Origin of the sequence: Streptomyces sp. NPDC048338, from assembly GCF_043201055.1 — a bacterium.
In the GTDB taxonomy this organism is placed as follows: Bacteria; Actinomycetota; Actinomycetes; order Streptomycetales; family Streptomycetaceae; genus Streptomyces.
Genome location: NZ_JBICYQ010000001.1, coordinates 125,406 through 148,919, shown reverse-complemented (window position 1 = coordinate 148,919; position 23,514 = coordinate 125,406). Strand labels below are relative to the sequence as shown.

General features: G+C 71.5%; 19 protein-coding genes. 13 read left to right on the top strand and 6 right to left on the bottom strand.

Annotated features, from left to right (window positions below; all coding sequences use genetic code 11):
- Positions 1-116: 116 nt before the first annotated feature.
- From ACGFZF_RS00725 to ACGFZF_RS00700, 6 genes are all read left to right on the top strand, one after another.
- On the top strand, positions 117-3,077 hold the full coding sequence (locus tag ACGFZF_RS00725) for a M14 family zinc carboxypeptidase (protein WP_393550221.1): 2,961 nt from the start codon (positions 117-119) through the stop codon (positions 3,075-3,077).
- A gap of 199 nt (positions 3,078-3,276) precedes the next feature.
- Positions 3,277-4,287 carry a type I glyceraldehyde-3-phosphate dehydrogenase gene (gene gap, locus ACGFZF_RS00720; RefSeq protein WP_393550219.1) on the top strand — a complete coding sequence of 337 codons (1,011 nt, stop codon included), beginning with the start codon at positions 3,277-3,279 and terminating at the stop codon, positions 4,285-4,287.
- Positions 4,288-4,397: 110 nt separating this feature from the next.
- On the top strand, positions 4,398-5,609 hold the full coding sequence (locus tag ACGFZF_RS00715; protein WP_393550216.1) for a phosphoglycerate kinase: 1,212 nt from the start codon (positions 4,398-4,400) through the stop codon (positions 5,607-5,609).
- A 6-nt stretch (positions 5,610-5,615) separates the two neighbouring features.
- On the top strand, positions 5,616-6,392 hold the full coding sequence (gene tpiA / locus ACGFZF_RS00710; protein WP_393550214.1) for a triose-phosphate isomerase: 777 nt from the start codon (positions 5,616-5,618) through the stop codon (positions 6,390-6,392).
- Between the two features lie 120 nt (positions 6,393-6,512).
- Entirely contained in the window at positions 6,513-6,743 is a 231-nt protein-coding gene (secG, locus tag ACGFZF_RS00705; protein WP_187282733.1) for a preprotein translocase subunit SecG, read from the top strand.
- A gap of 93 nt (positions 6,744-6,836) precedes the next feature.
- Positions 6,837-7,172 carry an RNA polymerase-binding protein RbpA gene (locus ACGFZF_RS00700; protein ID WP_003957010.1) on the top strand — a complete coding sequence of 112 codons (336 nt, stop codon included), beginning with the start codon at positions 6,837-6,839 and terminating at the stop codon, positions 7,170-7,172.
- 82 nt (positions 7,173-7,254) lie between these two features.
- On the opposite strand, the gene ACGFZF_RS00695 is transcribed toward ACGFZF_RS00700, so the two are convergent.
- Entirely contained in the window at positions 7,255-8,103 is an 849-nt protein-coding gene (locus ACGFZF_RS00695; protein WP_393550212.1) for a MurR/RpiR family transcriptional regulator, read from the bottom strand.
- 73 nt (positions 8,104-8,176) lie between these two features.
- On the opposite strand from ACGFZF_RS00695, the gene ACGFZF_RS00690 reads away from it, so the two are divergent.
- The 5 genes from ACGFZF_RS00690 (at position 8,177) to ACGFZF_RS00670 (ending at position 14,023) form a co-directional block, all read left to right on the top strand.
- Positions 8,177-9,109 carry an N-acetylglucosamine kinase gene (locus tag ACGFZF_RS00690; protein WP_393550210.1) on the top strand — a complete coding sequence of 311 codons (933 nt, stop codon included), beginning with the start codon at positions 8,177-8,179 and terminating at the stop codon, positions 9,107-9,109.
- 208 nt (positions 9,110-9,317) lie between these two features.
- Positions 9,318-10,082 carry a sugar isomerase domain-containing protein gene (locus ACGFZF_RS00685; RefSeq protein WP_393550208.1) on the top strand — a complete coding sequence of 255 codons (765 nt, stop codon included), beginning with the start codon at positions 9,318-9,320 and terminating at the stop codon, positions 10,080-10,082.
- Between the two features lie 173 nt (positions 10,083-10,255).
- Positions 10,256-11,917 carry a glucose-6-phosphate isomerase gene (gene pgi / locus ACGFZF_RS00680; RefSeq protein WP_393550205.1) on the top strand — a complete coding sequence of 554 codons (1,662 nt, stop codon included), beginning with the start codon at positions 10,256-10,258 and terminating at the stop codon, positions 11,915-11,917.
- 4 nt (positions 11,918-11,921) lie between these two features.
- Positions 11,922-12,437, top strand: a complete 516-nt coding sequence (locus tag ACGFZF_RS00675; RefSeq protein WP_393550203.1) for a PH domain-containing protein — start codon at positions 11,922-11,924, stop codon at positions 12,435-12,437.
- Entirely contained in the window at positions 12,434-14,023 is a 1,590-nt protein-coding gene (locus ACGFZF_RS00670; RefSeq protein WP_393550201.1) for a PH domain-containing protein, read from the top strand. Before ACGFZF_RS00675 ends, ACGFZF_RS00670 begins: the two co-directional genes overlap by 4 nt.
- A gap of 7 nt (positions 14,024-14,030) precedes the next feature.
- Here the strand turns inward: ACGFZF_RS00670 and pgl are convergent, their stop codons facing one another.
- From pgl to tkt, 5 genes are read right to left on the bottom strand one after another with little or no spacing between them, the layout of a single operon-like run.
- Positions 14,031-14,837, bottom strand: coding sequence for a 6-phosphogluconolactonase (pgl, locus tag ACGFZF_RS00665; RefSeq protein ID WP_393550199.1), 807 nt, complete (start codon positions 14,835-14,837; stop codon positions 14,031-14,033).
- Positions 14,834-15,862, bottom strand: a complete 1,029-nt coding sequence (gene opcA / locus ACGFZF_RS00660; protein ID WP_393550197.1) for a glucose-6-phosphate dehydrogenase assembly protein OpcA — start codon at positions 15,860-15,862, stop codon at positions 14,834-14,836. Before opcA ends, pgl begins: the two co-directional genes overlap by 4 nt.
- The gene (gene zwf, locus ACGFZF_RS00655) at positions 15,859-17,391 is read right to left on the bottom strand and encodes a glucose-6-phosphate dehydrogenase (protein WP_393550195.1); all 1,533 of its coding nucleotides are present in this window, start codon (positions 17,389-17,391) and stop codon (positions 15,859-15,861) included. Before zwf ends, opcA begins: the two co-directional genes overlap by 4 nt.
- A gap of 4 nt (positions 17,392-17,395) precedes the next feature.
- A complete protein-coding gene (gene tal / locus ACGFZF_RS00650; RefSeq protein WP_393550193.1) occupies positions 17,396-18,514 on the bottom strand; it encodes a transaldolase in 1,119 nt (372 codons plus the stop codon).
- Between the two features lie 36 nt (positions 18,515-18,550).
- A complete protein-coding gene (gene tkt, locus ACGFZF_RS00645; RefSeq protein WP_393550191.1) occupies positions 18,551-20,638 on the bottom strand; it encodes a transketolase in 2,088 nt (695 codons plus the stop codon).
- A gap of 316 nt (positions 20,639-20,954) precedes the next feature.
- Here tkt and ACGFZF_RS00640 point away from each other — a divergent pair, with 316 nt between their 5' ends.
- Together ACGFZF_RS00640 and ACGFZF_RS00635 are read left to right on the top strand one after the other, a co-directional pair.
- A complete protein-coding gene (locus tag ACGFZF_RS00640; RefSeq protein ID WP_147977471.1) occupies positions 20,955-21,902 on the top strand; it encodes a heme o synthase in 948 nt (315 codons plus the stop codon).
- 1,247 nt (positions 21,903-23,149) lie between these two features.
- On the top strand, positions 23,150-23,470 hold the full coding sequence (locus ACGFZF_RS00635; RefSeq protein WP_147977470.1) for a hypothetical protein: 321 nt from the start codon (positions 23,150-23,152) through the stop codon (positions 23,468-23,470).
- Positions 23,471-23,514: the final 44 nt, after the last annotated feature.

The following is a 23,514-nucleotide window of genomic DNA, read 5'->3' as shown; positions in this document are numbered from 1 at the left end:
GCAGCGGCTTTTCGCCGCCTTCGCGCGACGCGCCGTACGCGCTCTTGACATGGCCATGGGCGCCCAAGAGCCTGTCGTCTGTTCATTTTCGTGGCAGACGACAGCAAGGGGGGCTTATGAGACGCAGAGCGGGATCGATCCTCGCCGCGGCTTCACTGCTGATGGCCGGACTGGCGATGGCACCCGTCGCCGGGGCGGAACCGAACGACCTCTCCCACGGCGCCGACGGCGAAGCCCTCTCCGTGTGGCGGGCCGAGATCCGCAAGGAGCAGGTGCCGCTGCTCCTCGAAGCGGGCACCGACGCCCACGAGCTGACCGAGCAGGTGCCGGAGAAGGGCTCCGCCACGCTGGAGCTCCAGCTCACCGAACGCCAGGCCGGACAGCTGAGGGCCAAGGGCGTCGAACTCGCCGAGCACACCCTCTCCGCCCGGGCCGAGCGGCGGGTGGCCGCCGCGGGCGACGGGGTCTTCCGCCCGTACGGGGGCGAGAACGGCCTCAAGCGGGAGATCCTGGCCACCGCCCAGGCCCACCCGGACCTCACCAAGGTCGTCTCCATCGGCAAGACGGTCAAGGGGCAGGACATCCTCGCCCTCAAGCTCAGCCGGGGCGCCAGGAAGACCAAGGACGGATCCCGTCCCGCCACGCTCTACATGTCCAACCAGCACGCCCGTGAGTGGATCACCCCCGAGATGACCCGGCGGCTGATGCACCACTACCTCGACGGCTACGGCAAGGACCCCCGGGTCACCAGGATCGTCGACACCACCGAACTGTGGTTCGTCCTCTCCGCCAACCCGGACGGCTACGACTACACCCACGCCGACCCCGCGAACCGCCAGTGGCGCAAGAACCTGCGCGACAACGACGGCGACGGACGCTTCGGGTCCGGCGACGGCGTCGACCTCAACCGCAACTTCGCCTACAAGTGGGGCTACGACAACGAGGGTTCGTCGCCCGATCCGGCCGACGAGACCTTCCGCGGCACCGGCCCGATGTCCGAGCCCGAGACGAAGGCGCTCGACGCCTTCCAGAAGCGCATCGGCTTCCGGTACGGGATCAACTACCACTCGGCCGCCCAGCTCCTGCTCTACGGCGTCGGCTGGCAGGTCGCCACCGACACCCCGGACGACATCGCCCTCAAGTCGCTCGCCGGCACCCCGCAGAAGTCGGCCGTCCCCGGCTACCGGCCGCAGGTCTCCTCCGAGCTCTACACCACCAACGGCGAGGCCGACGGACACGCGGCCAACGTCAACGGGATGCAGATGTTCACCCCGGAGATGTCGACCTGCGCCACCGCGGCGCGCGTCGACCCGAACGACGCCTGGGAGGCCGCCGACTGCGCCTCCGTCTTCACCTTCCCGGACGACGAGAAGCTGATCCAGGCGGAGTTCGCCAAGAACGTGCCCTTCGCGCTGGCCGTCGCCGAGACCGCCGCCCATCCCGATCGGCCCGTCTCCGTCACCGGCCTCGACGCCCCCGACTTCACCCCGAACGCCTTCGCCACCTCCTACGCCCGCGGCGGCGACCAGGAGGTCTCCGTCACCGCCCGCCGGTCCCTGAAGGGCAAGCAGCTCAGGTACCGCGTCAACGGCGGCCGCACCCACACCGAGGGACTGCGGGCCTGGAAGGGCGGCGAGACCTACGGCGGCGAGGACAACCTCTACTTCGACCAGTACCGGGCCGAGGTGGAGGGCGCCCGACCGGGCGACTCCGTCGAGGTCTGGTTCACGGCCCGCACCGGTGACGGGAAGGCGACCTCGTCCGCCCCGTTCACGTACAAGGTGGCCGAGCGCCCCCGCGGTGACGTCCTCGTCCTCGCCGAGGAGGGCGGCACGGCCGCCGCGCGGCACACCGCCGCCTACGTGAAGGCGCTCGCCGACAACGGCCACCGCGCCGCCGTCTGGGACGTCGCCACCCAGGGCGCGCCCCACCCGCTCGGCGTGCTGAGCCACTTCCGCACGGTCGTCTGGTACACCGGCGCCGAGCAGCCGTCCGGACCGAGCATGCTCGCCGTGCGCGACTACCTCAACGAGGGCGGCAAGCTGATCGACGCGGGCGAGAAGTCCGGCGGGTTCGTCGACATCGGCCGCGCCGAGTCCAACGACTTCGCCCAGTACTACCTCGGCGCCTACCACCGCGCCGGGCTGCAGAGCCCGCCCGCCTTCGCCGGATCCGGCGGATTCGGGGGGACCCGGGCGACGCTCGGCGCCACCGCGGACAACCCGCTGGACAACGCCGGGGCGTACACCGTCACCTCGGACACGCTGAAGCCGGCGCAGTTCCCGCAGTTCCGCAGCTCCTCCGCGGGCGACTACCCGGGCATCCGCACCCCCTTCGAGCCCTACGAGGGCGGGTACTTCGCCGCCGCGCGCCACTCCGACGACACCTGGACCCGGCTCGGCCGGACCGTCGACCTCACCGGCGTCACGGCCGCCGCCGCGCCGGCCATGCGGTTCCAGGTCAGCTACGACACCGAGAGGGGCTACGACAACCTCGTCGTCGAGGCGCACACCGTGGGCCAGGACGACTGGACGACGCTGCCCGACGCCAACGGCGGCACGTCCGACGCCGCCCCGGCCGACTGCGGCGAGGGCTACTACGTGGCCGGCCACCCCTTCCTCGGCCACTACCTGACCGTGGGCGAGGACGGCTGCAGCACCACCGGAACCACCGGTTCCTGGCACGCCTTCACCGGCCCGTCCAACGGCTGGCGGCAGGCGTCGGTCGACCTGAGCGCCTACGCGGGCAAGCAGGTCGAGCTCTCGATCTCCTACATCTCCGACCCGGGCACGGGCGAGATGGGCGCCTTCGTCGACGACACCGCGCTCGTCGTCGGCGGCACGCCGAGCGGCGGCGAAGGGTTCGAGACGGCGCTGGGCGCCTGGTCCGTGGCGGGCCCGCCGGCCGGCAGCCCCGGGAACGGCACCGACTGGGCGCGCTCGACAGGGCTCTTCCACTCCCAGGCGGCCGTCACCACGCGTGACACCGTGCTCCTCGGCTTCGGTCTGGAGCACGTGGGGAGCGCGGCGGAGCGCAAGCAGATCATCGGAAAGGCGCTCGGGTCCCTGCGCCGCTGACCGGGATACATCGGGTCATACGACCCCGGGCGGCCCGTACCCGTGAGTAGGTGCGGGCCCCCGCCGTTCCCTTATGAGCGGCGGTGCGCTCAATGTCACCCCCCGCCTTTCGGGGGGGTAGGGTCGTAAGCGGTCGGGGACATCCCAAATAAAACTCGCCGGCGTCGAAAACCGGCGTACCAACGAGGAGATCGGTTTCGTGACGATCCGCGTAGGCATCAACGGCTTTGGCCGCATCGGTCGTAACTACTTCCGCGCGCTGCTGGAGCAGGGTGCTGACATCGAGATCGTGGCTGTCAACGATCTGGGTGACACCGCGACCACCGCGCATCTGCTGAAGTACGACACCATCCTGGGCCGCCTCAAGGCAGAGGTCACCCACACCGCCGACACCATCACGGTCGACGGCCACACCATCAAGGTGCTCTCCGAGCGCAACCCGGCCGACATCCCCTGGGGTCAGCTGGGCGTCGACATCGTCATCGAGTCGACCGGCATCTTCACCAAGAAGGCCGACGCCGAGAAGCACATCGCCGGCGGCGCGAAGAAGGTCCTCATCTCGGCTCCGGCCAAGGACGAGGACATCACGATCGTCATGGGCGTCAACCAGGACAAGTACGACCCGGCGCAGCACCACGTCATCTCCAACGCCTCCTGCACCACCAACTGCGTGGCGCCGATGGCCAAGGTCCTGGACGAGAACTTCGGCATCGTCAAGGGCCTGATGACGACGGTCCACGCGTACACCAACGACCAGCGCATCCTGGACTTCCCGCACTCCGACCTGCGCCGCGCCCGCGCCGCCGCGGAGAACATCATCCCGACCACGACCGGTGCCGCGAAGGCCACCGCCCTGGTCCTCCCGCAGCTCAAGGGCAAGCTGGACGGCATCGCCATGCGCGTCCCGGTCCCCACCGGCTCCGCCACCGACCTGGTCGTGACCCTCCAGCGCGAGGTCACCAAGGACGAGGTCAACGCCGCCTTCAAGAAGGCCGCCGACGACGGCGACCTCAAGGGCATCCTGTACTACACCGAGGACCAGATCGTGTCCTCGGACATCGTCAGCGACCCGGCCTCCTGCACCTTCGACTCCTCCCTGACCATGGTCCAGGAGGGCAACACGGTGAAGATCCTCGGCTGGTACGACAACGAGTGGGGCTACTCCAACCGCCTCGTCGACCTCACCGTCTTCGTCGGCGGCCAGCTCTGATCCCCAGGGCAGCCACCCCTTGATGTGAGCGCAGGGCTCGGACAGCGTAACGTCGCGCTGTGCGAGCCCTGTGTCGTGTGCTCCACCGCGTTCCAAGGAGTCAGTACAAGATGAAGACGATCGACGAGCTTCTCGCCGAAGGCGTCGCCGGCAAGCGGGTATTCGTCCGCGCCGACCTCAACGTGCCGCTCGACGGCACCACCATCACCGACGACGGCCGCATCCGCGCCGTCCTCCCCACGATCAAGGCGCTCGCCGGTGCCGGCGCCCGCGTCGTGGTGGCCTCGCACCTCGGCCGGCCCAAGGGCGCCCCGGACCCGGCGTTCTCGCTCGCTCCGGCCGCCGCCCGTCTGGGTGAACTCCTCGGTGCCGACGTCGCGTTCGCGACCGACACGGTCGGCGAGTCCGCCACCGCCACCGTCGGGGGCCTCGCCGACGGCGGGGTCGCCGTGCTGGAGAACCTCCGGTTCAACGCCGGCGAGACCTCCAAGGACGACGCCGAGCGCGGCGCGTTCGCCGACCGGCTGGCCGCCCTCGCCGACGTCTACGTCGGTGACGGCTTCGGCGCCGTGCACCGCAAGCACGCCTCGGTCTTCGACCTCCCGGCCCGCCTGCCGCACGCCGCGGGCTACCTCATCGCCACCGAGGTCGGCGTCCTGAAGAAGCTCACCTCCGAGGTCAAGCGGCCGTACGTGGTCGTCCTCGGTGGTGCCAAGGTCTCCGACAAGCTCGCCGTCATCGACGAGCTGCTCGGCAAGGCCGACCGCCTGCTGATCGGCGGCGGCATGGCGTACACCTTCCTCTACGCCAAGGGCTACGAGGTGGGCATCTCGCTGCTCCAGAAGGACCAGGTCGAGGTCGTCAAGGAGTACATGAAGCGCGCCGAGGACAACGGCGTCGAGCTCGTGCTCCCGGTCGACGTGCTGGTCTCCACGGAGTTCCCCGACCTGAAGACCAAGGCCCCGGCCGACTTCGAGGTCGTCGACGCCGACAAGATCCCGTCCACGAAGGAGGGCCTCGACATCGGCCCGAGGACGCGCGAGCTCTACGCGTCCAGGATCGCCGACGCCGAGACCGTCTTCTGGAACGGCCCGCTCGGTGTCTTCGAGCACCCCGACTACGCCGGTGGCACCGCCGCCGTCGCCCAGGCCCTCGTCGACAGCAGCGCCTACACCGTCGTCGGCGGTGGCGACAGCGCCGCCGCGGTCCGGATCCTGGGCTTCGACGAGAACGCCTTCGGCCACATTTCGACCGGCGGCGGCGCCTCCCTCGAATACCTCGAGGGCAAGACGCTCCCCGGCCTCGCCGCACTGGAGGACTGAGAAAAAGTGAGTTCGCGTACCCCGCTGATGGCGGGCAACTGGAAGATGAACCTCAACCACCTCGAGGCCATCGCACACGTCCAGAAGCTCGCCTTCGCCCTCACCGAGAAGGACTACGACGCCGTCGAGGTCGCGGTCCTGCCGCCCTTCACCGACCTGCGGTCCGTCCAGACCCTGGTCGACGGCGACAAGCTCAAGATCAAGTACGGCGCCCAGGACATCTCGGCGCAGGACTCCGGCGCCTACACCGGTGAGATCTCGGGCCTGATGCTGTCCAAGCTGAAGTGCGCCTACGTCGCCGTGGGCCACTCCGAGCGCCGGCAGTACCACGCCGAGTCCGACGAGGTCTGCAACGCCAAGGTCAAGGCCGCCTTCAAGCACGGGCTGACCCCGATCCTGTGCGTCGGCGAGGGCCTGGACGTCCGCAAGGCGGGCGAGCAGGTCCCCCACACGCTGCGCCAGATCGACGGCGGCCTGAAGGACGTCCCGGCCGAGCAGGCCGAGTCCATCGTGATCGCCTACGAGCCGGTGTGGGCCATCGGCACCGGTGAGGTGGCCACCCCCGAGGACGCGCAGGAGGTCTGCGGCGCGATCCGGGGCCGTCTCGCGGAGCTGTACTCCCAGGAGCTGGCCGACAAGGTCCGCATCCAGTACGGCGGCTCGGTGAAGGCCGGCAACGTCGCCGCGATCATGGCGCAGCCGGACGTCGACGGCGCCCTGGTCGGCGGCGCCGCGCTGGACGCCGACGAGTTCGTCAAGATCGTCCGCTTCCGCGACCAGTGAGTATGCCGTAGCGACGATCCGTCGTACCCTTGCGGGGGCCGAGCAGGCGTGCAGCGCCTGTCGGCCCCCGTAGTTCGTCTCCGTCCGGGAATTGCCAGGAAGTAGGGTCCAGCCGTGGTTATGGGGTTCTCGATCGCCCTGATCGTCTTCAGCGCGCTGCTGATGCTGCTCGTGCTGATGCACAAGGGGAAGGGCGGCGGCCTCTCCGACATGTTCGGCGGCGGCATGCAGTCGTCCGTCGGTGGTTCCTCGGTCGCCGAGCGCAACCTGGACCGGATCACCGTGGTGGTCGGTCTGCTGTGGTTCGCGTGCATTGTCGTACTCGCCCTGCTGATGAAGGCGAATGCCTGAGGGGCGGACTTTGTAACTCCAATCACTGGACGCGCGTTGGGCCTTACGTAGACTGGGGCATCTTCGAGCACCATCACGCAGGGAGTTACGACCGTGGCAAGTGGCAACGCGATCCGGGGAAGCCGGGTCGGAGCGGGGCCGATGGGGGAGGCCGAGCGGGGCGAGTCGGCACCGCGCCTCCGCATCTCCTTCTGGTGCTCGAACGGGCACGAGACGCAGCCGAGCTTCGCCAGTGACGCGCAGGTCCCGGACACGTGGGACTGCCCGCGCTGCGGATTCCCGGCAGGTCAGGACCGGGACAACCCGCCGGACCCGCCCCGCACCGAGCCGTACAAGACGCACCTCGCGTACGTGCGTGAGCGGCGCAGCGACGCCGACGGCGAGGCGATCCTCGCCGAGGCGCTCGCCAAACTGCGCGGCGAGATCTGAGCCTGGTGTGACGGTGTGACGAACGGGCCCTGCCCGCGAACTCGGTTCGCGGGCAGGGCCCGTTCGTCTGTTTTCGGCCGAATCAGCGGTGTTTTCCGGCGATATGCGCGGTCAGTGCCAGTGCGGCCGTCGCCCGCGGATAGGTCAGCTGCGCCACGCGCGCGTAGAGGCAGTCCAGGATCAGCAGCACCGAGTGCCGCGTCCCGAAGCCGCCGTGCCGGAAGCCGGTCTCGGCCGAGGTCGAGGTGAGGTGGACGTCCGCGGCCCGGGCGACGGGGGAGCGGGGGTCGCCGGTCACCGCGATCGTGGCGGCGCCCCGCTCGGCGGCCAGGCGCAGCGGCCCGAGGACCTCGCGGGTGGCCCCCGAGTGGGAGAGTGCGACGACCGCGTCCGCGGAGGTCAGGAGCGCGGCCGAGGTCTCCGCCGCGTGGACCTCCGTCCAGCTCCGGGCGTCGAGGCCGATGCCGAAGAGCCGGGCCTCGGTCTCCAGGGCCACCACGCCGGAGGCGCCCACGCCGTAGACGTCCGTCCGGCGGGCCTCGGCGACGGCCCGGGCGGCCCGTTCCAGTGCGTCGGGATCCAGCGACTCCGCGGTCCGGCGGAGCGCCTGGAGGTCGGCCCGCACGACGGCGGCGACCACCTGATCGAGCGGATCGTCCGGCCCGATGTCCGGGCCGAGGGGGCGCTCCTCCCCGCTCCGGTCGTGCTCGCCCTGCTCCTGGGCCAGGGCGAGCAGCAGCCCCTGGTACGAGTCCAGGCCGAGGGTCTGGCAGAAGCGGGTCACGGTGGCCTGCGAGGTCCGCGTGCGCCGGCCCAGCTCGGCCGCGGAGACGGCGGCCACGCGGCGCGGGTCGTCGAGCACCCAGGCGCCGACCTTCCGCAGCGACTCCGACATCCGGGGCAGCTCGGAGCGGATCAGTGCGGTGATCATGGCGGCCTCACTCCGGTCCGGCGCTGTGCGGGGTCTTGTCGCGGCGTGAATCTATCAACCACCATGCGGGCTGATGAACGAATCCGGGATTCAGACGGAGGCGGGGCTCGTCGTCGGCATCGACGCGGGCGGGACGCGGATCAGGGCCCGGCTCGCCGACGCGGCGACCGGGACGGTGCTCTCGGAGGGGGCGGCGGGCCCCGGCAACGCGCTCAGCGTCGCCCCGGACGCCCTCGTCCGGAACCTGGCCCTGGCCCTGGCCGGCGCCGTCCCCGCGGGGCGGGGCGGCGAGGTCGCTGCCGTGGTGGCCGGATTCGCGGGCGGCGGTCCCGGTGGAGGCCACGAGAACGCGCGGTCGGCCCTGGCCGGCGCGCTGGCGGCGGCCGGGGTGACGCCGTCGCGGATCGCGGTCCAGGGGGACGCGGAGGTCGCCTTCGCCGCGGGGCCCGGAACCCCGTCCGACGGGCTCGTCCTCATCGCCGGGACGGGAGCCGCGGGCGCGCGCGTGGAGCGGCGGCGGGCCGTGCGGGTGGCGGACGGCGACGGCTGGCTGCTCGGTGACGGGGGCAGCGGCTTCTGGCTGGGGCGTGAGGCGCTGGGGGCCGTACTGCGGTCGCTCGACGGCCGGGGTCCGGACACGGCGCTGGCCGGACCGGTGGGGGAGGTGTGCGGCGGCGCGAGCCGGGAGGCCCTCGTCGGGTACGCGTACGCGGGCCATCCCGTCCGGCTCGCGGCGCTGAGCCCGCTCGTGGTCGATGCCGCGGACGGCGGGGACGAGGTGGCCCGGACGCTCCTCGACCGCGCCGCGGACGAACTGGCCGCCACCGTAGCGGCGTTGGCGCCCCGTCCGGCCGAGCTCCTGGTGGTCACGGGCGGACTGATCGGTCCGGGCGGTCCCCTGCTGCGCCGGCTGACCGCGCGCGTCGCCGTCCGGGGGCTCGTCCCCTCCCCGGTCTCCGACGGGGTCGCCGGCGCGGTGTCCCTGGCGCGACTGCTGCTGCGCTGAGCGCCGGGCGCGGTGCGGGCGGGGCCGCGGGTGCCCCCGCGGGCTACGGCCGCCCCCCCGGTCGCCGGCCGTGCGTACGGCGGCCCGCTCCCGGCGGGGTGGCCGCGGGCCTCCCTCATGGCCCCCTTGACGCACCACGGGGGGCGCTGGTTCATTGATTCGGCCCGCTCGCCACTACTCGGTTCACTGAACCACGGAGGCTCGTGCCATGACCCAACCCTCCCTCGGCGCCGCCCTGTTCGCCGACCACGCGCGCACCGCCGTCGAGCGGGCCGTCGCCGCCAACAAGGACTCCGTCCTCGCCACCGCACGCCTCTTCGCCGACTGCGTCGCCGCCGACGGGGTGATCCACGCCTTCGGCACCGGGCACTCCCAGGCCGCCGCCCTGGAGATCGCGGGCCGCGCGGGAGGGCTCGTCCCCACCAGCCGGATCGCCCTCGCCGACCTCGTCCTGCGCGGCGGCGAGGACCCGTCCGTCCTGGCGGACCCCCTCCTGGAGCGGTCCCCGGGCCTCGCCGACCGGCTCTACGCCCTGGCCACCCCGCGCCCGCAGGACCTGTTCGTGATCATCTCCAACTCGGGCGTCAACAACTCGATCGTCGACCTCGCCCTGAAGGTGACCGGAGCCGGCCACCCGCTGGTCGCCCTCACCTCCCTGGAGCACACCCACGCGGTCCCCGCCCTCCACCCGAGCGGCCGGCGACTCGCCGACCTGGCCGACGCCGTCCTCGACAACTGCGCCCCCACCGGCGACGCCCTGCTGCCGCTCCCCGACGGCGGCGCGCTCTGCGGCATCTCCACCCTCACCTCCTCCCTCCTGGTGCAGGCCGTCGTCGCCGAGGCGGTCGCCCTGCTCCTCGCCGAGGGCCACCAGCCACCGGTCTACGTCTCGGCCAACCTGCCGGGCGGCCACGAGCGCAACGCCGTCCTGGAGGCCCGCTACGCGGGACGGCTGCACCGCGGCGGCCACTGACACCGGCACTCCGGCACCACGGCGTCGGCGTCCCGGCGGCGGCACGCGGCGGACTTCGGCCGGAAGTCCGCCGTACGACGGCGTGGGCACGCCGCCTCCGTCGCCTCGTCGGCCGTCCCGATCAATTAGGTTGGACGGGCAGCGGGGCAGCAGAGCAAGAGAAGAAGTGGGCGATGTCCGAGATGAAGACCGAAGGCCGTACCAGGCTCAACCAGACGCCGGAGTGGGCCGCCCTCGGCAAGCACCGTGAGCAGCTGGGCGACACCCATCTGCGCGACCTGTTCGCGGCCGACCCCGAGCGCGGGGGCGCGTACACCCTGCGGGTCGGCGACCTGTATCTGGACTACTCGAAGAACCTGGTGACCGACGAGACGCTCGCGCTGCTGCGCGAGTTGGCCGTCGCGACGGGGGTCGCCGAGCTCCGCGACGCCATGTTCCGCGGCGAGAAGATCAACACCACCGAGGACCGTGCCGTCCTGCACACCGCGCTGCGCGCCCCGCGTGGAGCCGTGATCGAGGTCGACGGCGAGAACGTCGTCCCCGACGTGCACGCCGTACTGGACAAGATGGCCGCGTTCGCCGACAAGGTGCGGGCGGGCGAGTGGACCGGCCACACCGGCCGGCCGATCAGGAACGTCGTCAACATCGGCATCGGCGGCTCCGACCTCGGCCCCGCCATGGCCTACGAGGTCCTGCGCTCCTTCACCCAGCGGGACCTGACCTTCCGTTTCGTCTCGAACGTCGACGGCGCCGACCTCCACGAGGCCGTCCGCGACCTCGACCCGGCCGAGACGCTCTTCATCGTCGCCTCGAAGACCTTCACCACGATCGAGACGATCACCAACGCGACCTCCGCCAGGGACTGGCTGCTCACCGGCCTGCAGGCCGGTCAGGAGGCCGTCGCACGCCACTTCGTGGCCCTGTCGACCAATGCCGGGAAGGTCGAGGACTTCGGCATCGACACGGCCAACATGTTCGAGTTCTGGGACTGGGTCGGCGGACGCTACTCGTACGACTCGGCCATCGGCCTGTCTCTGATGATCGCCATCGGCCCGGACCGCTTCCGCGAGATGCTCGACGGCTTCCACCTCGTCGACGAGCACTTCCGCACCGCCCCCGCCGAGGAGAACGTACCGCTGCTGCTCGGCCTCCTCGGGGTCTGGTACGGCGCCTTCTTCGACGCCCAGTCGCACGCCGTCCTGCCCTACTCGCACTACCTGTCGAAGTTCACCGCGTACCTCCAGCAGCTCGACATGGAGTCCAACGGGAAGTCCGTGGACCGCGACGGCCGGCCGGTCGACTGGCAGACGGGTCCGGTGGTCTGGGGCACCCCCGGCACCAACGGGCAGCACGCGTACTACCAGTTGATCCACCAGGGCACCAAGGTCATCCCGGCCGACTTCATCGGCTTCGCGGAGCCCGTCGCCGACCTGCTGCCGGGTCTCGTCGCCCAGCACGACCTGCTGATGGCCAACTTCTTCGCCCAGACCCAGGCGCTGGCCTTCGGCAGGACACCCGAGGAGGTCAGGGCCGAGGGCGTGCCCGAGGAGCTGGTGCCGCACAAGACCTTCCGCGGCAACCACCCCACGACCACCGTCCTGGCGACGGCGCTCACCCCCTCCGTCCTCGGCCAGCTCATCGCGCTGTACGAGCACAAGGTGTTCGTCCAGGGCGCGGTCTGGAACATCGACTCCTTCGACCAGTGGGGCGTCGAGCTCGGCAAGGTCCTCGCCAAGCGGATCGAGCCGGTGCTGACCGAGGGCGAGGGCGGCGAGCAGCTCGACGGCTCCACCGCCGCGCTCGTCGCCGCCTACCGGTCGCTGCGCGGCCGGTAGTCCGATGACGACGGGGGAGGACGCGGTGCCCGGCGCGATACGGCTGCGGCCGCCACGCAACACCCTGAACCGGCGTGCCGTCACCTGGTGGCGCACCCAGTGGCTCCTGACGACCGCCGCGCCCGTGGCGGTCCTGGTGGTCCTGGCCGCCCTGATCGGGCCCGCCCGGCCCTGGCTCCTGCTCGGTGCCGGGATCCTGGCGGTGCTCGGGCTGGCGGGCACCGCGTTCTTCCCCCGCTGGTGGTTCGCGGTCCACCGCTGGGAGGTCACCGACGACGCCGTCTACGTCCGTACGGGGGCCTTCCGGCAGGAATGGCGGATCGCGCCCATGTCCCGGATCCAGACCGTCGACACCGTGCGCGGGCCGCTGGAGCAGGTGTTCCGGCTCGCCACGGTGACGGTGACCACCGCCTCCGCCAAGGGCGCGCTGCGGATCGAGGGGCTCGACCACGAGCTCGCGGCCGAGCTCGGCGAACGCCTCACCCGGATCACCCGGGACACCCCCGGGGACGCCACGTGACCGCGCTCGACGAGGGCGTCGGCCAGGACACCGAACCGGACGGCACCGAATGGCGGCGGCTGGACCGCCGCACGGTCCTGGTGACCGCCGCCGTCGTCGCCGGCGTCACCGCCGGCGGCGCGCTGCCGGCCGTACTCGGCCTGGCCGCCTCCATGCCGCTGTGGCGGGCGGTCGGCTGGGTCCTGGCCGGCGGCGCGCTGCTCGTCGCCGGCGGCTCGGCCGCCGACTACGTCCGCTGGCGCCGCACCCGCTACCGCATCGGCGTCGAGCGCGCCGAACTCCACTCCGGGCTCCTGCTGGTCAAGCGGCGCTCGCTGGCCCGCGAACGCATCCGCACCGTCGACCTCACCGCCCACCCGCTGCTGCGGGTCCTCGGCCTCGTCCAGGTCCGCATCGGCACCGGGGAGAGCACCACGGGCGGCGATTCCACCCTCGAACTCGACCCGGTCACCCGGGCCGAGGGCGAACGGCTCCGCCGCGAACTCCTCGCCCACACCGTCCGGGCCGCCGCCGACCACCGCCACGACGGCACACTGGCCACCCTCGACCCGCGCTGGATCCGCTACGCGCCGGTCTCCTTCGTCGCCCCGCTCCTCGGCGTCGCCGCCGCCGGCGCACTGATGCAGGTCAGCGAGTGGTTCGGTGCCCAGGCCGAGCTCATCGAGTGGATAGGGCGTCGCTTCCGGGACACCCCGATCGCCTGGACACTCGTCGTGCTCGTCCTGCTCGCCACCCTCGCCGGCACGATCGGCGCACTCGGCCTGTGGATCGAGATGTGGTGGAACCACCGGCTGGAGCGCGAGCCGGGAGGCACCCTGCGGGTGCGCCGCGGGCTGTTGACCACCCGCTCGATCTCCATCGAGGAGCGGCGCCTGCGCGGCGTCGAGCTGGTCGAACCGCTCGGCGTACGGATGTGCCGCGCCGCACGCGTCGACGCCGTCGCCACCGGCCTCGCCCACGACGACGAGGACCGGCACGCCGAGCACAAGACCCTGCTGCCGCCCGCGCCCCGGGCGGTCGCCGACCGGGTCGCGGCGCAGGTGCTGAAGGAGCCCGACGCCCCCACCGGCCGGCCGCTCACCCCGCACCCGCGGGCCGCCCGCACCCGGCGGCTGCGCCGGGCCCTGTGGGGGGCGCTCGTCCCGGCCGCCGTCCTGGGGTTGCCCGGCGTGCTCGGCGGGCCGCCCGCCGACGTGCTGCCGTACGTCGCCGGGGCCTGGCTGCTCGTGGCGCTCCCGGTGGGCGTGCTGCTCGCGCTCGACGCCTACCGCAGTCTCGGACACGGCATCAGCGGGGCCTACCTGGTGACCCGTTCGGGCGCCCTGCGCCGCGGTACCGTCGCCCTTCAGTGCGGCGGTGTCATCGGCTGGACGGTGCGGCAGACGTACTTCCAGCGGCGTGCGGGCCTCCTCACCGTGACCGCCACGACCGCGGCGGGCGACGGGGCCTACGCCGTGATCGACGCCGACGAGAGCGAGGGGCTCGCCTTCGCCGCCGAGGCGGTCCCGGGCCTCCTCGCCCCGTTCCTGGAGCCCGTGCCGACGACGAAGGCCCGGCCCACCGAGGGGTGGACCGGGCCTTCCTGAGTCGCCGTCAGGCCGAGGCCGGCGGGTACAGGTCGCGCGGAAGCTCCGAGGCCGCCGCGGCGTCGAGCAGCCACAGGGTGCGTGAACGCCCGTAGGCGCCCGCCGCCGGGGCCTGGACCTCGCCCGCCCCCGACAGCGCCATGGCCGCCGCCTTCGCCTTGTCCTCGCCCGCCGCGAGCAGCCAGACCTCCCGCGCGGCGCGGATCGCCGGCAGGGTCAGCGAGACCCGGACCGGCGGCGGCTTCGGGGCGCCCCGCACACCGACGACCGTCCGCTCGGTCTCGCGCACCGCCGGAAGCTCCGGGAACAGCGAGGCCACATGGGTGTCCGGACCGACGCCCAGCATCAGCACGTCGAAGGCCGGGACGGCGACGGGCGCGCCGCCCTCCGCGGGCCGGTAGTGCTCCGGACCCGCCGCCGCGGCCAGTTCGGCCGCGTACGCCTCGGCGGCGGCGTCGACGTCGCCGCCGGACGGACCGTCCGAGGCCGGCATCGCGTGCACCCGGGCCGGATCCAGCGGTACGGCGTCCAGCAGGGCCTCGCGGGCCTGCGTGACGTTCCGGTCGGGATGACCGTCCGGCAGGAACCGCTCGTCGCCCCACCACAGGTCGAGCCGCGACCAGTCCACCGCGTCCCGGGCGGGCGCCGTGCCGAGGGCCGCGAGCAGCCCGTTGCCGTTGCGCCCACCCGTCAGGACCACGGACGCCGAGCCGCGCGCGGCCTGCGCGTCCACGATCCGGGTGATCAGCCGGGCCGCCGCGGCCTGGGCCATCAGCTCCTTGTCCCGGTGGACCACCAGCTGCGGAGCGCTCACTTGGCCGCCGCCTTCTTGGCCGGTGCCTTCTTCGCCGCGGGCGCCGGAGCCGGATCCGCGGCGTCCTCCGGGTCCTGGGCGGGAGCGGTCTTGCCGGCCACCTCGTCCAGCCGGTCGACCCCGTAGCGCAGCGCCGAGGCGTACGTGTCGTCCGGGTCGAGGCGCCGCAGCTCCTCCGCGATCAGCTCGGCGGTCTCGCGGCGCTTGAGCGCCACGGCACGGTCCGGCTGCCCCTGGATGGAGAGCGTCGCCAGCGAGCCGTCGGGCCGGTCGAGCACGATCGGACCGCGGCTGGTCGCCAGCCGTACGGAGGTGAGACCGGGACCCGCCGACGCGGACCGGCGCACCGGGACCTTCAGCCGGTCCGCCAGCCACATGGCCAGCAGCTCGACGCTCGGGTTGTACTCCTCGCCCTCCACCTCGGCCGAGGTGACCTCGCAGGCGACCTGGTCGAGCGCGGCGGCCAGCATCGAACGCCACGGGGTGATCCGGGTCCACGCGAGGTCGGTGTCGCCCGGGGTGTAGGTCTCCGCGCGCCCGGTCAGCTCGTGGATCGGCTGCTCGGCGGCGTAGGTGTCGGTGACCCGGCGCTGGGCGAGGGCGCCCAGCGGGTCGTTCGCCGGGTCGGCCGGCGCGTTGACCGCCCACCAGACGACGACGGGAGCGTCCGGCAGCAGCAGCGGCAGGACCACCGACTGGGCGTGGTCGACGACCTCGCCGTACAGCCGCAGGACAACCGTTTCGCCGGTGCTGGCGTCGGCGCCGAGGCGGACCTCGGCGTCGAGTCGCGCCTTGGCCCGGTCGCGCGGCGAGCGCGAGACCCGCTTGATGACCACCAGCGTCCGCGAGGGGTGTTCGCGGGACGCGTCGTTGGCTGCCTTCAACGCGTCGTAGGCGTTCTCCTCGTCGGTGACGATGACGAGGGTGAGCACCATGCCGACAGCCGGCGTGCCGATGGCCCGCCGCCCGAGCACCAGCGCCTTGTTGATCTTGCTGGACGTGGTGTCCGTCAGGTCGGTCTTCATGGCCGCCGCCAGCTCCGTCCGTCTCGTGCGAGCATTTCGTCCGCCTCGACCGGACCCCAGGTCCCGGACTGGTACTGCGCGGGCTTGCCGTGCTTGTCCCAGTACTGCTCGATCGGGTCGAGGATCTTCCAGGACAGCTCGACCTCCTCGAGCCGCGGGAACAGGTTCGAGTCGCCGAGCAGGACGTCGAGGATCAGCCGCTCGTACGCCTCGGGGCTGGACTCCGTGAAGGACTCGCCGTAGGCGAAGTCCATCGACACGTCCCGGACCTCCATCGAGGTGCCCGGCACCTTGGAGCCGAACCGCATGGTCACGCCCTCGTCCGGCTGGACCCGGATGACCAGGGCGTTCTGGCCCAGCTCCTCCGTCGCGGTCTGGTCGAAGGGGGAGTGCGGGGCGCGCTGGAAGACGACCGCGATCTCGGTGACGCGGCGGCCGAGGCGCTTGCCGGTCCGGAGATAGAAGGGGACGCCCGCCCAGCGGCGGTTGTCGATCTCCAGCTTGATGGCCGCGAAGGTGTCGGTCTTCGACTTGGGGTCGATGCCGTCCTCCTGGAGGTAGCCGACGGCCTGCGCGCCGCCCTGCCACCCGGCCGCGTACTGGCCGCGCACGGTGCTGGCGCCCAGGTCCTTCGGCAGCCGCACCGCGCCGAGCACCTTGGTCTTCTCGGCCGCGAGCGCGTCCGGGTCGAAGGCGGCGGGCTCCTCCATCGCGGTCAGCGCGAGAAGCTGGAGCAGGTGGTTCTGGATGACGTCACGGGCGGCGCCGATGCCGTCGTAGTAGCCGGCCCGGCCCCCGATGCCGATGTCCTCGGCCATGGTGATCTGGACGTGGTCGACGTAGGACCGGTTCCAGATCGGCTCGAAGAGGGTGTTGGCGAAGCGGAGCGCCAGGATGTTCTGGACGGTCTCCTTGCCGAGGTAGTGGTCGATCCGGAAGACCTCGTTCGGCGGGAAGACCTCGTGGACGACCTCGTTGAGCTCCTTGGCGGAGGCCAGGTCGTGCCCGAACGGCTTCTCGATGACCGCGCGGCGCCAGGAGCCGTCCTTCTGGTCGGCCAGACCGTGCTTCTTCAGCTGCTGGACGACCTGGGGGAAGAACTTCGGCGGCACGGACAGGTAGAAGGCGAAGTTGCCTCCGGTGCCCTGCGCCTTGTCCAGCTCCTCGATGGTGGTCTTCAGCTGGTCGAAGGCGTCGTCGTCGTCGAAGTCGCCCTGGACGAAGCGCATCCCCTGGATCAGCTGCTGCCACACCTCCTCGCGGAACGGTGTGCGCGCGTGCTGCTCGACGGCGTCGTGGACCTCCTGCGCGAAGTCCTCGTCCTGCCACTCCCGGCGGGCGAAGCCGATCAGCGAGAAGCCCGGCGGCAGCAGGCCGCGGTTGGCGAGGTCGTAGACGGCAGGCATCAGCTTCTTACGGGACAAATCGCCCGTGACGCCGAAGATCACCAGACCCGACGGCCCCGCGATGCGCGGGAGCCGTCGGTCTGCGGCGTCACGGAGCGGGTTGGCTCCGTGGACTGCGCTCAAGGTGTTACGCCTCCGAAGGTGCGAGGCGCTGGAGCTCCGCCTCGGTGGACTTGAGCAGGTCGTTCCAGGACGCCTCGAACTTCTCGACGCCCTCGTCTTCCAGCAGCTGTACCACGTCGTCGTACGAGATGCCGAGCTTCTCGACGGCGTCCAGCTCGCCACGGGACTGCTCGTAGGTGCCGCGCACGGTGTCGCCGGCGACCTCGCCGTGGTCGGCGGTGGCCTCCATCGTGGCCTCCGGCATGGTGTTCACCGTGCCGGGCGCGACCAGGTCCACCACGTACAGGGTGTCCTTGTACGCGGGGTCCTTGACGCCGGTCGAGGCCCACAGCGGACGCTGCTTGTTGCCCTGGGCCTTGTCCAGCGCGGCCCAGCGCTCGGAGGAGAAGACCTCCTCGTACGCCTCGTAGGCCAGACGGGCGTTGGCGAGCGCCGCCTTGCCCTTGAGGGAGGCCGCCTCGTCCGTGCCGATGGCGTCCAGGCGCTTGTCGATCTCCGAGTCCACCCGGGAGACGAAGAACGACGCCACGGAGTGGATCTTGGAGAGGTCCAGGCCGCGCTCGCGGGCCTTCTCCAGACCGGCCAGGTAGGCGTCCATGACCGCGCGGTAGCGCTCCAGCGAGAAGATCAGCGTCACGTTCACGCTGATGCCGAGGCCGATGACCTCGGTGATCGCCGGCAGACCCGCCTTGGTGGCCGGGATCTTGATGAGCGTGTTCGGGCGGTCCACGAGCCAGGCCAGCTGCTTGGCCTCGGCGATCGTGGCCGTGGTGTGGTGGGCCAGCCGGGGGTCGACCTCGATGGACACCCGGCCGTCCTGACCGTCGGTGGCGTCGAAGACCGGCCGCAGGATGTCGGCGGCGTCCCTCACGTCAGCCGTCGTGATCATGCGGATCGCCTCGTCCACGGTCACCTTGCGGGACGCCAGGTCGGCGAGCTGCTGCTCGTACCCGTCGCCCGAGGAGATGGCCTTCTGGAAGATGGACGGGTTCGTGGTGACACCGACCACGTGCTGCTGGTCGATGAGCTCGGCCAGGTTGCCGGACGTGATCCGCTTGCGCGAGAGGTCGTCCAGCCAGATCGCGACGCCTTCGTCGGAGAGGCGCTTGAGTGCGTCTGTCATGAGAGTTGCATCTCCATTAAGTCGTACGTACCGGCGTCAGCGCGCCGCGGCGGTCAGAGATTCCCGGGCCGCGGCGGCGATCGCCTCGGGCGTGAAGCCGAACTCGCGGAACAGGACCTTCGCGTCCGCGGAGGCACCGAAGTGCTCCAGCGACACGATCCGGCCGGCGTCCCCGACGTACTTGTGCCAGGTCAGACCGATACCGGCCTCGACCGCCACACGGGCCTTGACCGACGGCGGCAGGACGGACTCCTTGTAGTCCTGGTCCTGCTCCTCGAACCACTCCACGCACGGCATCGAGACCACCCGGGTCGGGACGCCGGCGGCCTGGAGCTGCTCGCGGGCCTCGACGGCCAGGTGCACCTCGGAGCCGGTGCCGATCAGCACGACCTGCGGCTCGCCGCCCTCGGCGTCGAGCAGGACGTAGCCGCCCTTGGCCGCGTCCTCGCTGGGCTCGTACGTCGGCACGCCCTGACGGGTCAGCGCGAGGCCGTGCGGGGCTCCCTTGCCGAACACGCGGGTGTGACGCTTCATGATCTCGCGCCAGGCGATCGCGGTCTCGTTGGCGTCCGCCGGGCGCACGACGTTCAGACCCGGGATCGCGCGCAGCGAGGCGAGGTGCTCGACCGGCTGGTGCGTCGGGCCGTCCTCGCCCAGACCGATGGAGTCGTGGGTCCAGACGTAGGTGACCGGCAGGTGCATGAGCGCGGACAGCCGCACCGCGTTGCGCATGTAGTCGGAGAACACCAGGAAGGTGCCGCCGTAGATGCGGGTGTTGCCGTGGAGCGCGATGCCGTTCATCTCGGCGGCCATCGAGTGCTCGCGGATGCCGAAGTGGATGGTGCGGCCGTACGGGTCGGCCTCCGGCAGCGGGTTGCCCTCGGGGAGGAACGAGGACGACTTGTCGATCGTGGTGTTGTTCGAGCCCGCCAGGTCGGCGGAGCCGCCCCAGAGCTCGGGGATGACCGCGCCCAGCGCCTGCAGGACCTTGCCGGACGCGGCACGGGTGGCGACACCCTGGCCCGCCTGGAAGACCGGGACCTTGGACTCCCAGCCGCCGGGCAGCTCGTTGGCCTGGATCCGGTCGAACTCGGCGGCGCGACCCGGGTTGGCGGTGCGCCACTCGGCCAGGGACTTCTCCCACTCGCCGCGCGCCTCGCGGCCGCGGTCGCCGAGCGCGCGGGTGTGGGCGATGACCTCGTCGGCGACCTCGAAGGCCTGCTCCGGGTCGAAGCCGAGGATCCGCTTGGTGGCCGCGATCTCCTCGTCGCCCAGCGCCGAGCCGTGCGCGGCCTCGGTGTTCTGCGCGTTCGGGGCGGGCCAGGCGATGATCGAGCGCATCGCGATGAAGGACGGACGCTCCGTCTCGGCCTCGGCCGCCCTGATGGCCGCGTACAGCGCGGCCGGGTCCAGGTCGCCGTTGGCCTGCGGCTCGACCCGCTGGACGTGCCAGCCGTAGGCCTCGTACCGCTTCATCGTGTCCTCGGACACGGCCGTCTCGGTGTCGCCCTCGATCGAGATGTGGTTATCGTCCCACAGCAGGATCAGGTTGCCCAGCTTCTGGTGGCCGGCCAGCGAGGACGCCTCGGCGGAGATGCCCTCCTGCAGGCAGCCGTCACCGGCGATCGCGTACACGCGGTGGTCGAACGGGGAGGTGCCGGGGGCGGCCTCCGGGTCGAACAGGCCGCGCTCGAAGCGGGCGGCCATCGCCATGCCCACGGCGTTGGCGACACCCTGGCCCAGCGGGCCGGTCGTCGTCTCCACGCCCGCGGTGTGGCCGTACTCCGGGTGGCCGGGGGTCTTCGAACCCCAGGTGCGGAAGGCCTTGAGGTCGTCCAGCTCGAGACCGAAGCCACCCAGGAACAGCTGGGTGTACAGGGTCAGGGACGAGTGGCCGGCGGACAGCACGAAGCGGTCGCGCCCGACCCATTCCGGCTCGGCCGGGTCGTGGCGCATCACCTTCTGGAAGAGGGTGTACGCCGCGGGCGCGAGGCTCATGGCCGTACCGGGATGGCCGTTGCCGACCTTCTGTACGGCGTCCGCGGCCAGGATGCGGGCGGTGTCTACGGCCCGCTGGTCCAACTCGGTCCACTCGAGGTCTGTGGTGGTCGGCTTAGTGCTCACCCTGGGTCAGGGCTCCTCTCCACATGGTCTACAGGCCGGTGACTGAGGGTGTACCGGCGGTGTCGAGCCTACCCCCGAAGGAACGCCCTCTTTCCGGCTGCAGGCCCCTCAAATGAGCGGACACGGCCAGAGTGCCGCCGACTGTGCCCGTTCGCCTCCCGAAGGCTTGTCCACGCCTCGGGACAAGCCTCCTCAACACGACCCCACCCCCGCGAAGATCGGTGTCTGGGCAACGTCTAGAGTGGCGTGGTACGCGCAAGTCTTCACCCCGTCCTCACGGGGAGCTTGCTGGGAAATTTCTCTGTCAGGGGTGTGCGTGACGGCCGTCGAGTCCCGACCCGCAGGGGTCGTCTTGACTCCCAGCCCGGGGGGCCATCGGCCGTTCGGGGCTCGCGTCAAGGCATTCGTGGCGCTGACCAAGCCGCGGATCATCGAACTGCTGCTCATCACCACCGTCCCGGTGATGTTCCTCGCCGAGCAGGGTGTGCCCGACCTCTGGCTGGTGCTCGCCACCTGCTTCGGCGGCTACCTGTCCGCGGGCGGCGCCAACGCGCTGAACATGTACATCGACCGCGACATCGACGCGCTGATGGACCGCACCTCCCAGCGTCCCCTGGTCACCGGTGTCCTCACCCCGCGCGAGGGCCTGGTCTTCGGCCTCACCCTGGCGGTGGTCTCGACCCTCTGGTTCGGCCTGCTCGTCAACTGGCTCTCCGCCGCGCTCTCGCTCGGTGCGCTCCTCTTCTACGTCGTGGTCTACACGATGATCCTCAAGCGGCGCACCACCCAGAACATCGTCTGGGGCGGCATCGCCGGCTGCCTGCCCGTGCTCATCGGCTGGTCCGCGGTCACGAACTCGATGTCCTGGGCCGCCGTCATCCTCTTCCTCGTCATCTTCTTCTGGACGCCGCCGCACTACTGGCCGCTGTCGATGAAGGTCAAGGACGACTACGCGCGCGCCGGCGTCCCCATGCTCCCGGTCCTGGCCTCCAACAAGGTCGTCGCCCGGCAGATCGTGGCGTACAGCTGGGTGATGGTCGCCGTCTCGCTGCTGCTGACCCCGCTCGGCTACACCGGCTGGTTCTACACGGCCGTGGCGCTGCTGACCGGCGGCTGGTGGCTCTGGGAGGCCCACGGCCTGCTGAACCGCGCCAAGGCCGGCGCGACCGGCGCCAAGCTCAAGGAGATGCGCCTCTTCCACTGGTCCATCACCTATGTCTCGCTGCTCTTCGTGGCGGTCGCGGTGGACCCCTTCCTGAGGTAGCGGACCGGCTTGGGAGGCCTGGCCCTTGGGGGTGGGGGGCCTTGGGCCTTGGTGTCGGCCGGTCTTCGTTGGCTTCTGGTGGTTGGCCGCCCTCTCTCCGAGTGTGGCGGGTTGCGGCGCCGCTTCAAGGGCGCTCCTTCGTCGCGTCGGCTTCGCCGATTTCGCTTCGCTCCACCCTTGACCCGTCGCCTCCACCCGCCTTTTCACACTCGGAGGGCGGCCCGGGGAGGGGGTCCAGGCGGGGGGCCGGTGCCTCTCGGGCGCCGTAGGCGGCCGAAGGCTTTCGGGGTGGTTCAGCGCAGCCATTGAATGGGGCAGTCGGGCTCGGCTTAGCGGATGCCGCTCGTTTGTCGGCTGGGATTCATGCCCCGCTGGTCATTCTCCGGTGGTGGTGAAGCCGAATCCGCAGCCGGCATCGCTAGCTCGGGTCAGGCGAATCCCATCCACCCCGCCCATCCCATCGCCAATCCGGGACCGCTGCCCAATGACGCTACGGCGTACATTAAGCCCCCCGAGAGTCCGATATGACCCATGAAGTCCCATATCTCATTCGGTTACCACGGGTAATGTACGCGCTAGCGTCATTCGGGAGTCCCACTTGCCAGCGAAGGATCCGGACCGGGTGGACGAGGCCCGCTTGAGGCGTCGACTCTCCAAGGGGTCTCGGATTTGGCTTCGCCCCATCGGACATTGACCAGCGGGGCATGAATCCCAGCCAGGAATCGAGTCGCATCCGCTAAGCCGTGCCGGGTCACCCCATTCAATGGCTGCGCTGAACCACCCCAAGACGGACGGCCGCCGACGGCGCCCGAGAGGCACCGGCCCCCCGCCCTGGACCCCCTCCCCGGGCCGCCCTCCGAGTGTGAAAAGGCGGGTGAAGGCGACGGGTCAAGGGTGGCCGAAGGCCATCGCGCAGCGACGCGACGAGGAACGAGGAGCGCCCTTGAAGCGGCGCCGTAACCCGCCACACTCGGAGAGAGGGCGGCCAACCACCAGAAGCCAACGAAGACCGGCCCGCCCCAAGCCCCAGCCCCCCGCAAGGCCCTGTGCCGCCATCGCCGCCTCGCCCCTCGTCGGCCCTTTCCGTCTGTGCCTTGCCCCGGTGTCGCCCGTCCGATCGTCGGCCCTTCCCGTCCGGCCTCGCGCCGCGACCCCCTCCAGGGCCCGGGACGACGGCCGGTGCGCGTGGGACACCCCACACGCCCCGGCCGTCGCCAGTGGATCTACCGCTGGGTAGCATCCTTTCCATGGCAGACACCAAGCAGGCAGAGCGCAAGGCGGCCAAGCTCGCCCAGCAGATCCAGGCGTTCTCCAAGAAGCACGGCGGCGCCGAGGGGCAGCTCGCCTACATCGGCCAGATGGGCACCCGGATCGTCCTCGTGGGCGAGGACGGCGGCTGGGGCGACCTGGTGGCCCCCTCGTACCCCGTCGCCCAGCAGGCCGCCGAGAAGGCCGGTCTCACGCTGCACGACGAGTTCGACGGCGAGTTCGCCGCCAAGGTCGTCACCGGCCCGTACGAGTGGACCCGGATGGCCGGGATCCAGATCGGCGGCCCGGCCAACCGGTAAGGCCGGTCCCAGGCAACAACCTCGCGCGGGGCTCACCCGTTAGG